Origin of the sequence: Haladaptatus sp. R4 (assembly GCF_001625445.1) — an archaeon.
Taxonomy (GTDB): Archaea; Halobacteriota; Halobacteria; order Halobacteriales; family Haladaptataceae; genus Haladaptatus.
This window is the reverse complement of the sequence record NZ_LWHG01000021.1, coordinates 778,645-791,543: the sequence shown is the minus strand read 5'-3', so window position 1 is coordinate 791,543 and position 12,899 is coordinate 778,645. Positions and strand designations below refer to the sequence as shown.

The following is a 12,899-nucleotide window of genomic DNA, read 5'->3' as shown; positions in this document are numbered from 1 at the left end:
TGTTTATGCATCGTCCGCTCATAGAAGTTGCCATGTTGATTGACATCGTCCCCGTGGGGGACGTCACGGGGCGGGTCAAACGCGAGGCTTCAGCGGCCCTTCGGACGATTTACGATTGCGACGTAATGGTGCACGAGCGACAGGAAATTCCCTCCGGGACCCACGACCCGAACCGCGACCAGTATCGCGCCGAGGGGTTCATCGAGCTAGCCAGTCGTATCGGGACGGGTGAGAAAAACATCGCCATCACCCCGGAGGACCTCTTCTATCGTCGCCGGAACTACGTATTCGGCCTCGCGTATCTCGACGGACGCGGCAGCGTCATCTCCACCTATCGACTGGAACCCACGAAGGACGGCCTCTCCTCCGACGGCGGTATCACGACCAAACCGACCGAAGAGGTGTTCTCCGACCGGGTTCGAAAGGAAGTCGTCCACGAAATCGGGCACACCCTCGGTCTCGAACACTGCGACAACAACCGCTGTGTGATGAACTTCTCCCCGACCGTCCGCGAAGTGGACGTCAAAGAGGAGAACCTCTGCGGTACCTGTCAGCGTCAAGTGCTCTGAACGAGTTCCCGCATTATTCTCGATTCCGCGTTTCGCAGATGTGTCGAGGCCGTACTCGGCGCACAGTCGAGTTTTTCACCCACCGCTTCGACACCGGACTCACGCGGGACATCGTAGTAGCCGACTTCGACTGCCGTTTCGAGTGCCGACCGCTGACGCTCGGTCAATCTTGCCCACAGTCCCATCCACGGCGAGTCGTACTCGCCGACCTGTTCGACCGAGACGTCGATGTCGGTATCCATCTCCGCCATCGCGGTTCGCATGTCGCCAGCCCTCCCCACGAGTTCCATGCACATCGCACCGTCGCTTGTGTACGTGATGGGGGGAATCACGAGAATGCTCGTCCCCGCGAACGCGGTTCGAAAGTCGCTATCCACGTCGCGCTTTTCGTGTTCGATGTACGCGTAAAACGAGGTTCCGTCGAGCGGCGTCAACTCGTAGTCGAGAATCAGCGACGCGTTTGCGACCGCCTCGTCGTACGCTTCGAGTTCGCCGACGATTCGAAAGAGGACGTAATCCCGGTCGGAGTGCGATAGGTTCCAGTTCAGCAGTTCCGCCCGCTCCATCGACTCGTGGTCCATGATGAACGACTGCATTGGGTTTCGCATCTCCCGTGGATGGCGGAGCGTGAGCCGAACGTATTTCATACGGAAAGATACGTCTCTGCTTATAAAATCTCTAGTGAATTCGACAGAATCGACTTCGGATTGGCGCGACCACGTTCGTTCATGACCGCGTCAAAATTCACGGCGAACCGACCGGCGGAGTTTCCGCTTCCGCCGGGACCGAAATCGTATCCCGGTATCGGAAACACGCTCGGATTTCTCCGCGACCCGTTCGCGTTCTACGACGGACTAGCCCAGTACGGCGACGTGGTGTCGTACTCGGTTGCGGGCGAGGATTTCTGCACCGTCCTCCACCCCGACTACGTCGAGCAGGTGCTCGTGACCGAGGAATCGAAGTTCGGCAAGAGCGAGTTCATTCGGGACGGCGGAGCGAAGTTCGTCGGAAACGGACTCGTCGTGAGCGAAGGCGAGTTCTGGCGACGCCAGCGGACGATGATGCAACCCGCGTTCTACCGCGAGCGAATCGACACCTACACCGAACCGATGGTCGATTTCCCCGCCGAAACGGCCGATTCGTGGGACGACGGCGAGACGATTCGACTCCGCGAGACGATGGCGGAGTTGACGCTTCGAATCCTCTCGAAAGCGCTGTTCGACCACGACATCCGTGACGAACGCTCCCCAGTTCGTGACGCCGCAATCGGTATCACTCGGGCCATCAACGAGAAGAGCGACGCAGGGTCGGTCGGTTCGCTGATTCCCGAGTGGATTCCGACCGCTACCAACCGTCGGTATCGACGCGCAATAGCGCGGTTCGACGACGCCATCCACACCCTCATCGAGGAACGGCGCGACGACCCGGGGGACGATTTCCTCTCGATGCTCCTCCACGCGACGGACGAGAACGGCGAGAAGATGTCGCCCAAAGCGCTCCGCGACGAGATGGCGACGTTCCTCTTCGCGGGCCACGAAACGACCGCGCTGGCGCTGACTTACTGTTGGTATCTGCTCTCGACGAACCCCGACGTTCGCCGAAAGCTCCACGACGAACTCGATTCCGTGTTGGACGGTCGGCGGCCGACGATGGCCGACCTCGAAAATCTCGAATACACCGACAAAGTCGTCACCGAAGCGCTCCGTCGGTACTCGCCCGCCTACGTCATCTTCCGCGAGACGACCGAGGACGCGGTGGTTGGTGGCTACACGATTCCCGAAGGGACTTCGTTGACGCTTCCGCAGTTCGTGATTCACAATGACGGTCGGTGGTACGACGACCCCGACGAGTTCAGACCCGAACGCTGGACGGCAGAAATGAAAGCCGACCTTCCAGACTACGCCTACTTCCCGTTCGGCGGCGGGCCGCGTCACTGCATCGGAATGCGGTTTGCGAACGCGGAACTCAGACTCGTGTTGGCGACGATAGCACAGCGAGTCGCGTTAGACCGACGCTCCGAAAACGGTCTCGACGTGCGGATGGGAACGACGCTCGAACCCACGGAACCGATAGAAATGTCGGTTCGAACCCGTTAGCGCAGGCGTTCGATGACGGCCCCGACGAGCGCCAACAGGCCGAAGAGCATCGTGACCAACTGTTGTGCGAGGTCGTTCGGCAGGACGTACTTGGCCATCGCGACGCCCCAATCGACCCGTTCGTTCACGACGGACGTTCCCTCGGTGCGATTCGGAATCCCGAGTTGACTGGCCGTCGGACCGTTGCTTCCCTCGCCTGGCACTCGGTCCGCCTCGTAGGGAAGCGACCCGGTTTTGATGGCCCAGACGACTTTCCCGTTTTGGTCGATTTCCACGACGCGGTCGTTGTACGAGTCGGTGATGAGCGTGTGGCCGTTGGACAGGCGGTCGGCGTCACGGGGCCAGTCGAACATGCCGCTCCCTCCGTACGTCCAAGTGGTCGTGTTGTTTCGAATCTCGACCACGCGGTCGTGTTCGCTGTCGGCCACGAGCAGGGTGTCGTTGGCCAGCGTGTCGGGGTTGTGCTGTTCGTATAGGATCTTCCCGGATTTCGAGTACGAATTCGGCCCGACCACGGGGGTGACAGTGACCGATCCGTTCCCCTGCACGTGCAGGTCCGCGACCGTATCGAAGTTGCGGAGGCTGATCCGGAAGACGCCCGGTCGGATGCGGTCCACGTCGTTGACGTGCGTCCAGTCCCCTTCCTTGTCCATCCCGTCCGGGAATTCGTAGGTGTCGGTGGCGTTCCACTGCCAGACGATCTGTTTGTCGCGGTTCACGGCGAACACGCGGTTGTTGCCCATATCGACCATCACCCAGCGGTCCTCGCCGTCGACGACGTAGTGGTCGGCGTCGTGGAGTTCGTGGTGCTGGAGTTTGGCGTCGTACCACGAGTAGTTCCACAGGGTCTTCTTCGTGCTCTTCTCCACGATTCGGAGCGAATCACGAACGCAGTTTTCGTACCCGTCGTTCCGGTACTTCGCGGGACAGTTTTCGTCGGGAATCTCTTCGGCGGTTGCGATCTGTACCCGGTTCGGTCCGAGCGCTTCGATGTCGAACACGTCGTCCGCTTTCGTGTACTGCCAGACGATCTTTCCTGCGGGGTTGACCTCGATGGCGCGTCCCTCGTGTTGGTAGCCCTGCAACGCGATGTAGGTGTTGTTGGCCGGGCGCTGCTGATCGACGGTCAGGTGGGGGCCGTCGGGCGCGGTGAGCGCCCCGACTCCTGCGGTGGCGAACAGAACGACCGTGAGGGCGGCGAACAACTTTGCGCGGTTGTCCGAGAGAGAAAGCCACGAGGAGAGCGTGGAAATCACTACTCCTCCCTACGCAGACGGGGGAAAAAGGGATTCGGTTTCGGGTCAGTTCGTCGCGGAATCCAACAGTTTGGTTACCTTGTCCGTCTTGAGAGCGGCGACCGTTTGACCGTCGATGATCAACATCGGCGTGCTGTTGACGCCCGCTTTCTGGGCCGCCTGATCGGTCTTCTGTAGCTCCGATTCGTATTTTTTCGACTCTATCTGTGACTTGATCTCGTCCCGGTGTTTCACGCCCGCTTTCTTCATGAACGAGAGCAGTTTGTCCGTCGTCGCCCACTGCTTCTGTTCGGAAGGCTGGTTGGAGAACACCTGCTCGTAGTACTTCCAGAACGACTGCGGATCGACGTTCCACACCGCGAGTCCCGCCTCGGAGGCGCGTGGTGCGTCCGCCCCGAGGAACGGTTTGCCGTTGTAGTACGCGAGCGACCGGAATTCGAGGTCGATCTTCCCCGGTTCGACGTAGTCGGACATCACCGTGTGCAGAAAGCCCGTGCTGAACTGCGCGCAGTACGGACACTTCCAGTTGCTGAAGTACTGCACCGTCGTATCGGCGTTGCCCGTTCCCGCAATCGCGTACGTGTGTTTGCCCGGATTATCGGGAATCGGGGCGTCCGCGACATTGTAGTCGCCGTTCGAATCGCCGCTCTGACCGAGACTGAGACACCCGCCGAGGGCGGCTACGCCGGTCACGCCGGTCGCCTGGAGAAGTCGTCGCCGTGAGAGACCCATTTTCGTACCCTTCGGACTTCTGGATTGAGTACCTTTCGTCTGTTCTCGGGGGATGGGTCCCGTCGCTCTGCGTCGGGTCGTTTGTCACCAGTCGCACGGAGCGACCGCCGCTGATGCGGATCGAAAACGCGTGAGATGAAAGAAACGCGACTCTAGCTGTAGTAGTACTCGCCCTCGTTCTTCTGTTGGCGGTCGAGTTGGCTGCCGGGTTTGTTGATGCGCGGGCGACCCACGTTCTCGTCGCGGCGGAACGTGATGTCGAGGTTGGCGAGGAAGTCGTTCATGCCGTCGCGCATTCCCTTCGGGCGTCCGGCGTGACCGTGCTCGGCGGGTTCGCCGTCGAACACCATCAGGCGGTCCGAGAGCAGGTCGATCATGTACGTGTCGTGGTCGATGACCAACACGGTGGCGTCCTGAATCTCGGCGTAGCGGCGGATGGCGCGCGTCGCGCGGACGCGCTGTTCGACGTCGAGGTACGCCGATGGCTCGTCCAGCAGGTAGAGATCGGCGGGTTTCGACAGACAGGCCGCGATGGCGACTCGCTGGCGCTCGCCGCCGGAGAGGTCGGTCAGGTCCTGCTCCATGATGCGTTCGAGTTGGAGCGGTTGGGAGATTTCCGTGTCCCAGTAGGAGGTCCCCATGTCGTCGGTCAGCGACGACAGGAAGACGTCCACGCGCATCGGTTGGTCGATCTCGATGTACTGAGGTTTGTACGAGATATCCAGCGCGAAGTCAACGTCGCCCTCGTCCGGTTCGAGTCGCCCTGCGAGCAGTCGCGCGAACGTCGATTTCCCGATGCCGTTCGGACCGACGATGCCCAACACTTCGTTCTCGTAGATCGTCCCGCCCTCCACGTCGAGCGAGAACTCGCCCTCGCCGTACGATTTTCTGAGGTCCGGGTACTCCACGAGCGGGTCGGCCGTGACCGTCTCGCGCGGGGCGTGTGCGTCGAACTCGATGGCGTTCGGGCGGATCCGCATATTCTCGTTGTTGAGATAGCCCTTGAGGTACTCGTTGATGCCGTTGCGGACCGATTTCGGCGTCGTGATGACACCGTACGCGCCGGGCTCGCCGTACGCGACGTGGAGGTTGTCGGCCACCAAGTCGAGGATGGCGAGGTCGTGTTCGACCACGAGCATGGAGCGACCCTGCTCGTTTGCCATCTCCTGTAGCAGGCGGGCGACCGTGACGCGCTGGCTGATGTCGAGATACGGCGTGATTTCGTCGAGGAAGTAGAAGTCCGCGTCCCGAGCGAGTGCCGCCGTCAGCGCGACGCGTTGGAGTTCACCGCCGGACAGGCTGTCGATGTCCTGTTCCATGACGTGCTCGATTTCGAGGCGGGAAAGGAGGTCGTCCAGCACGCCGCGCTCGTCGGTTCGGGTGAGCAACTCGGCGGTGCTCCCGTCGAATCGGTCCGGAATCTTGTCCACGTACTGCGGTTTTCGGGCGACGGTCACGTCGCCGTCTCGCACATCGCCGAGGTAGTCCTGTAGTTCCGTCCCGCGATAGCGTTCGAGGATGGTGTCCCATCCCGGCGGGTCGTCGAACTGGCCGAGGTTCGGCGCGAGTTCGCCCGCCAGAATCTTCACCGCGGTCGTTTTCCCGCTCCCGTTCGGACCGAGAATACCCGTGACCTGCCCTTCCTGTGGAACCGGCAGTCCGTAGAGCGAAAAGGCGTTTTCCCCGTAACGGTGGACGGGGTCCTCCTGCAGTTCGCTCGGTAGGTTGATGATCTCGATGGCGTCGAACGGACACTTCTCGACACAGATACCGCACGTCTCGCCGAGACAGATCTCCTCGCTGATGTGGACCTGGTCGGGCTGTCCTTCGGTCGTGTCCTCGCCGCGGAGCGTGATGCACTCCTTGCCCGTCCGGTTCGGCGGGCAGAAGTTCTTACACTCGTAGTTGCAACGGTCGGGTGAGCACCGCTCAAGGTCCACGACCGCGATACTGTCGTCTGCCATTCTCAGATCCTCACTTGGTTAATCAGGAGAATTCCCCACGTAATGAACCAGAGCGAGAACGTCATGAACGCCACGAAGAGCGCGTCTTTCACACCGTCCAGTTCGTAACCGATGAGATACAGCAGTGGCAGTTGCACTACCACGAACGCGAGCATAATGACCAATCCCATCTGATCCTTCGCCGCCGTGGCCGTGGTCCCCGCCACCATGGCGGAGGCCACTCCGGCGATGATTCCTGCAATCGACGCGAGCGACGTAATAGTAATACTACGGAGATGGGACGCCCGTTGCTCAGATGCCTTTTCAGTCGCCATGCGTGGCAATCGGGTATCCTACCTCAAAAGATGTTCGCTTGTCCATATCCCTCGCCGTTTCTCCAGAGGCGACTCCGTCACGCGGGAGAACGCCGTTTCGTAGGGAAGCCGAAGTGGGACGAAACCCTCGGGAGAACGACCCCCGAATACAGACGGTGGATGACTTTTACGATGTGTATGTGAAACAGTATCAATGCCGACGCTGCGCTGTCGGCAAAAACGCTTCGAGACCCGTTTCGTCCCCCGAAAACGACCGTCGTAGTGGCCACGCGTGCCCTTTCCGTGTCACTCCGTCTCAATAGTTTTATGGCGATGGGGTGTTTCGATTCGTAACGATGATGAGCCAAACTGAACGGGAGGAAATCGACGACCTACCACCCAGTGCGAAATTAGTTTTCAAAGTTCTCGAATACAAGGGATCGCTGACGCAGAAACAGATCGTGGACGAATCGATGCTGTCAGCACGGACGGTCCGCTACGCGCTCGAACGACTCGAAGACATCGGCGTCGTGGACGAAGACATCTACTTCGCCGACGCGCGACAGAACCTCTACGAAATCAACGTCCCGACCGAGGCGGAGACGGACCAGTCCGTCGACGCCCAGTGTGCCGAATAACCCCGCTCATCTCTCCCAATTTTCGTTTTTCCTTTTGCCGACTGCGATGGTTCGATTCGCTCGCCGCTACCCGCATCCATTAGTTCTCACGCACGAACGACACGGTATGAACGTGTTCGTTATCGGCGGTACCGGACTCATCAGCACCGGCATCGTCACGCAACTCGTCGCGGACGACCGGTCCGTGACGGTCTTCACGCGCGGGAACCACGACGGCGACGGCGAACTGCCGGAGACCGTGACGCACGTACAGGGGGACCGACACGACACGGACGCCCTCGAAGCGGCGGTCGCGGACGCCGACCCGGACGCGCTGGTCGACATGGTCTGTTTCTCGCCCGAGACGGCGCGGAAGACCGTCGATGCGGTCGCGCCCCACATCGACCAGTACGTCTTCTGTAGCACCGTCGATGTCTACCACCGCCCACCGGAGCGCAACCCGATAACCGAGGACGCCGACAGACACCCGAACGTGAGCGACTACGGTCGCAACAAGGCCGACGCCGAGGACGTGTTCATGGGCGCTCACGAGGACGGGAAGTTCGAAACGACCGTCATCCGTCCGTGGAGCACCTACGGCGAGGGCGGCGGCGTCCTCCACACCTTCGGCGACGACACGTACTACCTCGACCGCCTTCGGGCGGGAAAACCTATCGTCGTCCACGGCGACGGCACCTCGATTTGGGGACCCTGCCACCGTGACGACGTGGCCCGCGCGTTCGTGAACGCCGTCGGCAACGAGGCCGCGTACGGCGAGGCCTACCACGTCACCAGCGAGGAGTTCATCACGTGGAACCAGTACCACCGCCGCGTCGCCAGCGCCATCGGCGCGCCCGAACCGGAACTCGTCCACATCCCGACCGACGTGCTCACGTCGGTGTCCCGGAGCGGACCGGCATGCTCCGCGATCACTTCCAGTTCGCCACGACGTTCGACAACGGCAAGGCGAAACGCGATCTGAACCACGAGTACACGGTCGACTTCGAGACCGGCGTCGCCCGGACCGTCGAGTGGTTGGAGGAGAACGACGAGATAGACGACTGGGACGAAGAACCGTTCGAGGACGCGCTCATCGAGGAGTGGCGCGTGGCGACCTCGGACGTGGTCGCAGAGCTAGCGGAGTATCGGTAAAACGGATAAAAACCGGGTCCCTGAATCGATCACGACTAAAAACAGAGGTGCACAGACGAACGATCACTCGCCTTCTTCGACTTCGAAGATTTCGTCGGCGACGAGTCCGTGTGCCTCCCGGTGAACCTTCTCGCCTGCTTCTTTGTTCGGTGCCTCGAAGAGGCAGAAGACCACTCCCTCGTCCTCGCCTGCCCAATAGGTCTTGTACTCCACCCCGTGTTCCTCCTGGGTCTCGATGTCCTGCTCGTGTGCCCTCGCCACGTCTTCGGCGGTCCCTTCTACCCCCCGGTGTACGTCCATGTATAGTGGCATGGCAGCTTGTATCTAGCACACACACCAGAATAAATATTTTTGATTGATACGTTTACTGATGGACGATAGCTACTCGAACGGATATTCTTGAGATAGCACCACGACGGCTCGTGAAAATTGCGTAAATCGACGCGGATGGCTGATTTCCCACGAGCAAATAGTGACTGAACGCTGTCCAATTACGCCGAAACGACGGTAATCTGGCGTTCCCGGTCGATGGCGTACTCCAGTTCCTCCGCGATGGCGCTGCCGCGGGAAACCTGAATATCGCCGCCGCGGCCGACCGTCGCGGTGAACAGGTACTCGCCGTCGGCCTGCACCTCGACGGTCTCCCCGGCGTGGCCGTCGAGCGGGATGATGACGTGACGCGACGTGATTTCGGGGGTAACGACGTTCCCCTTTGGAGCCACCGCCGTCGTCCCGACCGAGGACGGTTTCTCGTCGTGGGTCCGCACGTCGATGTCGATGCCGAGGCGGTTCTCGATGTCGTCGATGCGCCCGCCGCCCTTGCCGATGACGTAGGAGATGTCGTTTTCGTCCACGTAGACGACGGCCTTGTTCTGGCCTTGGAGGTCGACGTCGACGTGCCCGCGCGAGACGGACTGTATTTCGCGCTCGATCTCCTGTCGGGCGAGTCGGGAGACGCCGGTCTCCTTCTCGTCACCGTCCTCCAAAGGGACCGTGACGACCTGCCGGTTGAAGGTGTAAATCTCGTACTCCGGTGTTCCGGTCTCGAACTCCTCCACGAGGATGACGGGGCGGGCGAGGTCCTCCTCGGTCATGCCCGCGGGCACCTTGACCTCCGTCCGAACGTCGTACACCTTCTCGATCTGCCCGGCCTCGATGTAGACGACGGTGTCCACGATCTGCGGAATCATGCCGAGTTCGACCCGGCCGATGAGTCGCTGGAGCGCGTCGATGGGGCGAGTGGCGTGAACGACGCCGACCATGCCGACGCCCGCGAGACGCATGTCGGCGAACACCTCGAAGTCGTTCGTCTTCCGCACCTCGTCGTAGATGGTGTAGTCCGGCCGCACCATCAGCAGGGAGTCGGCGGTCTTCTCCATCTCGCCAGCCAGTTCGGTGTACTGGGTGACCTCCGGGCCGACCTGCAGGTCGCGGGGTTTCTCCATCGTCTTCACGGCGAAGTCGTTGTCCGCGAGGAACTCCGCGACGGCCTGTGCGAAGGTGGATTTCCCGGCACCGGGCGCACCGGAGATGAGAACGCCGCGCTGGCGTTCGAGGAGTCGCCCGCGGAGTTCGTCCGCGTGCTCGTAGTCGTCCAGCGAGGTCTTGACGATGGGTCGGACCGCCGTGATCTCCCACGCGTCAGCGAACGGCGGTTCCGCGATGGCGATACGGTAGTCGCGGAACTGGACGATGGTCATGCCCGGTTCGTCGATCTCGATGAAGCCCTCGTTGCTCTGTTTCGCGCTCTGGATGATCTCCTGTGCGTACTCCTTGAGATCCTCGTCGGTCGAGGGGTCGTCGCGGATCTTCTGATAGTGCATGTCGCCGATCTCGCCGCGCTTGGCCATCGGCGGCATCCGCGACCGGAGGTGGACGCTCATCGTCTGCTCGTCGAAGAAATCCTCGATACTGAGTCGGCCGACGTCCTCGGTCTTCGGCGCGATGTACTCCACGTCCAACCCCTTGGCCTTCGCCACCTCGCTCTGCACGAGGTCGCTCGTGACGAAGGTGGCGTCGTGTTCCTCGGCCAGTTCGCGGATGAGTGCGTCTATCTCGCCGCGGTGGGCGTACCCCTGCTCTTCGGGTCCGGGGCGCACCCCGACGTAATCGAGGTCGATGTCGCCCGCGTCCGCGAAGTCCGCGAGTCGCTGCAGTTCCGACAGACCGTCCCATCCGCTCTCCTCTCCTTTGTTCGCCTGCGATTCGAGTTCGCTAACGACGGCTTCGGGGATGAGAACCGTCGCCCCGGCAAAGTCACCGTCACCGACTTTCTGGGAAACTCGGCCATCGACGACGGCGCTCGTATCCGGCACTACGTTCATGTCTCTCGGTTCGTGCGGTAGCCTGATAAGGGTTTCAGCGTGTGAGTCATGCTTTTGGTAGTCGGTAACGTATGTGGGTCGATGCGTCACGCCCACCTCGTTCTCACCGTCGACGCCGAGACGCGCGACCGAATCGAAGCCGACCTCACGGACGAAACAGTCGAGGAGTGGCTTCTCGACGCCGTCGAGCGGAAACTCGACGCTACGCGGAGTACGAATACGTCGATGACTGTGGAATCTGACGGTTCCGCCGTTCGCTTCCGAGTTTCGTCACTTGCTGCCAAAGCCACTTGCTATCGCAAGCGCCAAAATTAGAAGGATAACAGAACAAAATGCGCGAGATGGTAGCACTCACGTCCGCGAGTCTCGACGAAACGTTCGAGACGCTTTCGGACGAACAACGGCGACGACTGTTGTACTACCTCTCCGAATCATCGGATGGTACCGCGACGGTCGAAGAACTGATCGAACTACTCGGGGGGAATGCACAGCAAACCGAAATACGTCTTCGACACGTTCACATTCCGTATCTCCGGGACACCGCGATGGTCGATTACGACGATCGGACTGAGACGGTTCGATATCGGGAAACCCCGTTTTTGGAACGAATCATCGAATGCTGTCCCGACGAGTTCACCTCGTGAAACTACCGCTCCCGACGTGAGTTCCGGATCCGTTCTTGCCGAGTTGCTGGATACTAAGCCCCCCGCCGAACAGATGGGTGTATGGACGAACTGGTCGAGTTGACCCGCGACCTCGTCTCGATTCCGAGTCACGAGGACGAGACGGCGGCGGGGGACCGTATCGAGGAATGGCTCCGGTCGGAGACGGACGCCGACGTCACCCGCGACGGAAAAGGAAACGTGATCGCTCGAAGAGCGACTGGCTCCCAGACGCAGTCCGGCGGAACGACGGACGACGGAACGACCGATACGTCCCTCGCGTTCGTCGGCCACCACGACGTCGTTCCGCCGGACGACTCCCAGACCGACGGCGGCGACTACGTGGTCGAAGAGCGCGATGGACGCCTGTACGGGCGCGGCGCGGCGGACATGAAAGGTTCCGTCGCCGCCTCGATGCTCGCGTTCCGCGACGCCGACCCGACCTGCGACCTCGTCTTCGCAAGCTTCGTCGGCGAGGAAATCGGCGGGACCGGTGCACGCTACGCCATCGACCACGACTTCGCGCCGGACTGTGCTATCATCGCCGAAGGCTCCACGAACTATTCGAAAGCGGACGTCACGGACGTCGTCGTCGCCCACCGGGGCCGTCGGGCGAGCACCATCACGGCACACGGAACGGCCGCCCACGCCAGCGAACCCGAAGCGGGCGAAAACGCGATTTACCGCGCCACCGACGCCGTGGACATCGTGCGCGACTGTTCGGTTCCTACCGTCTCCGTCCTCGGGAACGAACTCTCGGGGAGCGTCGTCGCCACCGAAATCGAGGGCGGTAGCGCGTGGAACGTCATTCCCGCGACCTGTGACGTCACCATCGACGAGCGCACCGTCCCCGGCGAACGCGCCGCCCTCGAAGCGGTCGAGGAAATCGACGGCGTCGAGTGGTCCGTCGAACAGGACTTGCCACCGATGGAGTGCGACGACGCCGACTTCGCCGACACGGTGCTCGCGGCGGCGGAAGACGCACAGGACAGCGACCCCGAACAGGTGACGAAACCCCACGCCACGGACGCGGGCTGGTTGGCACAAGCGGGCGTGACGTGCGTGGTCTGCGGTGCCTCCGAACCCGGTGAAGCCCACACGAAGAACGAGAGCGTCGGCATCGACGTGCTGGAGCGCTGTTACCGAATCTACCTGAACACCGCCGAGCGACTGTAGGGGCAGTGGCGAATGGGGACCGAGTTGGGGTTTCTCGATCCGCCGTATTTTTCGTGAT

The 12,899-nt window shown here is 61.5% G+C and carries 13 protein-coding genes and 1 pseudogene; 7 read left to right on the top strand and 7 right to left on the bottom strand.

The genetic code is table 11. The features are described 5' to 3' along the window. The first annotated feature begins 32 nt into the window (after window positions 1–32). The gene (locus A4G99_RS13550) at window positions 33–569 is read left to right on the top strand and encodes an archaemetzincin family Zn-dependent metalloprotease (RefSeq protein WP_066144548.1); all 537 of its coding nucleotides are present in this window, start codon (window positions 33–35) and stop codon (window positions 567–569) included. Here A4G99_RS13550 and A4G99_RS13545 read toward each other — a convergent pair. Beyond that, window positions 557–1,216 (bottom strand): helix-turn-helix domain-containing protein, encoded by a 660-nt coding sequence (locus tag A4G99_RS13545; RefSeq protein WP_066144545.1) that lies wholly within the window; start codon window positions 1,214–1,216, stop codon window positions 557–559. The two genes, A4G99_RS13550 and A4G99_RS13545, sit on opposite strands and share 13 nt — an antisense overlap. 81 nt (window positions 1,217–1,297) lie before the next feature. Here A4G99_RS13545 and A4G99_RS13540 point away from each other — a divergent pair, with 81 nt between their 5' ends. Continuing rightward, window positions 1,298–2,665, top strand: a complete 1,368-nt coding sequence (locus tag A4G99_RS13540) for a cytochrome P450 (protein ID WP_066144542.1) — start codon at window positions 1,298–1,300, stop codon at window positions 2,663–2,665. Here A4G99_RS13540 and A4G99_RS13535 read toward each other — a convergent pair. From A4G99_RS13535 to A4G99_RS13520, 4 genes are all read right to left on the bottom strand, one after another. Next, on the bottom strand, window positions 2,662–3,921 hold the full coding sequence (locus A4G99_RS13535; RefSeq protein ID WP_066144539.1) for a hypothetical protein: 1,260 nt from the start codon (window positions 3,919–3,921) through the stop codon (window positions 2,662–2,664). The genes A4G99_RS13540 and A4G99_RS13535 overlap by 4 nt on opposite strands. 45 nt (window positions 3,922–3,966) lie before the next feature. Further along, complete coding sequence (locus tag A4G99_RS13530; protein ID WP_066144534.1) at window positions 3,967–4,653, bottom strand: thioredoxin domain-containing protein; 687 nt, start codon at window positions 4,651–4,653, stop codon at window positions 3,967–3,969. 152 nt (window positions 4,654–4,805) lie between these two features. Further along, on the bottom strand, window positions 4,806–6,617 hold the full coding sequence (locus tag A4G99_RS13525; RefSeq protein ID WP_066144531.1) for a ribosome biogenesis/translation initiation ATPase RLI: 1,812 nt from the start codon (window positions 6,615–6,617) through the stop codon (window positions 4,806–4,808). A gap of 2 nt (window positions 6,618–6,619) precedes the next feature. Beyond that, entirely contained in the window at window positions 6,620–6,931 is a 312-nt protein-coding gene (locus A4G99_RS13520; RefSeq protein ID WP_066144526.1) for a hypothetical protein, read from the bottom strand. Window positions 6,932–7,269: 338 nt separating this feature from the next. Here A4G99_RS13520 and A4G99_RS13515 point away from each other — a divergent pair, with 338 nt between their 5' ends. After that, complete coding sequence (locus A4G99_RS13515; protein ID WP_066145234.1) at window positions 7,270–7,548, top strand: helix-turn-helix domain-containing protein; 279 nt, start codon at window positions 7,270–7,272, stop codon at window positions 7,546–7,548. 106 nt (window positions 7,549–7,654) lie between these two features. Continuing rightward, window positions 7,655–8,679, top strand: a pseudogene (locus A4G99_RS13510) (NAD-dependent epimerase/dehydratase family protein). A 63-nt stretch (window positions 8,680–8,742) separates the two neighbouring features. Here A4G99_RS13510 and A4G99_RS13505 read toward each other — a convergent pair. Beyond that, the gene (locus A4G99_RS13505) at window positions 8,743–8,991 is read right to left on the bottom strand and encodes a DUF4242 domain-containing protein (protein WP_150123107.1); all 249 of its coding nucleotides are present in this window, start codon (window positions 8,989–8,991) and stop codon (window positions 8,743–8,745) included. A 179-nt stretch (window positions 8,992–9,170) separates the two neighbouring features. Next, window positions 9,171–11,003: a PINc/VapC family ATPase gene (locus A4G99_RS13500; protein WP_066144521.1), complete on the bottom strand. Its 1,833-nt coding sequence runs from the start codon at window positions 11,001–11,003 to the stop codon at window positions 9,171–9,173. Window positions 11,004–11,084: 81 nt separating this feature from the next. Between A4G99_RS13500 and A4G99_RS25965 the strand changes: the two genes are divergently transcribed. From A4G99_RS25965 to A4G99_RS13490, 3 genes are all read left to right on the top strand, one after another. After that, window positions 11,085–11,318, top strand: a complete 234-nt coding sequence (locus A4G99_RS25965; protein ID WP_190303775.1) for a hypothetical protein — start codon at window positions 11,085–11,087, stop codon at window positions 11,316–11,318. A gap of 26 nt (window positions 11,319–11,344) precedes the next feature. Beyond that, on the top strand, window positions 11,345–11,647 hold the full coding sequence (locus tag A4G99_RS13495; protein ID WP_223301873.1) for a hypothetical protein: 303 nt from the start codon (window positions 11,345–11,347) through the stop codon (window positions 11,645–11,647). Window positions 11,648–11,728: 81 nt separating this feature from the next. Beyond that, on the top strand, window positions 11,729–12,841 hold the full coding sequence (locus A4G99_RS13490; protein ID WP_066144515.1) for a M20 family metallopeptidase: 1,113 nt from the start codon (window positions 11,729–11,731) through the stop codon (window positions 12,839–12,841). The last annotated feature ends 58 nt before the right edge of the window (window positions 12,842–12,899 follow it).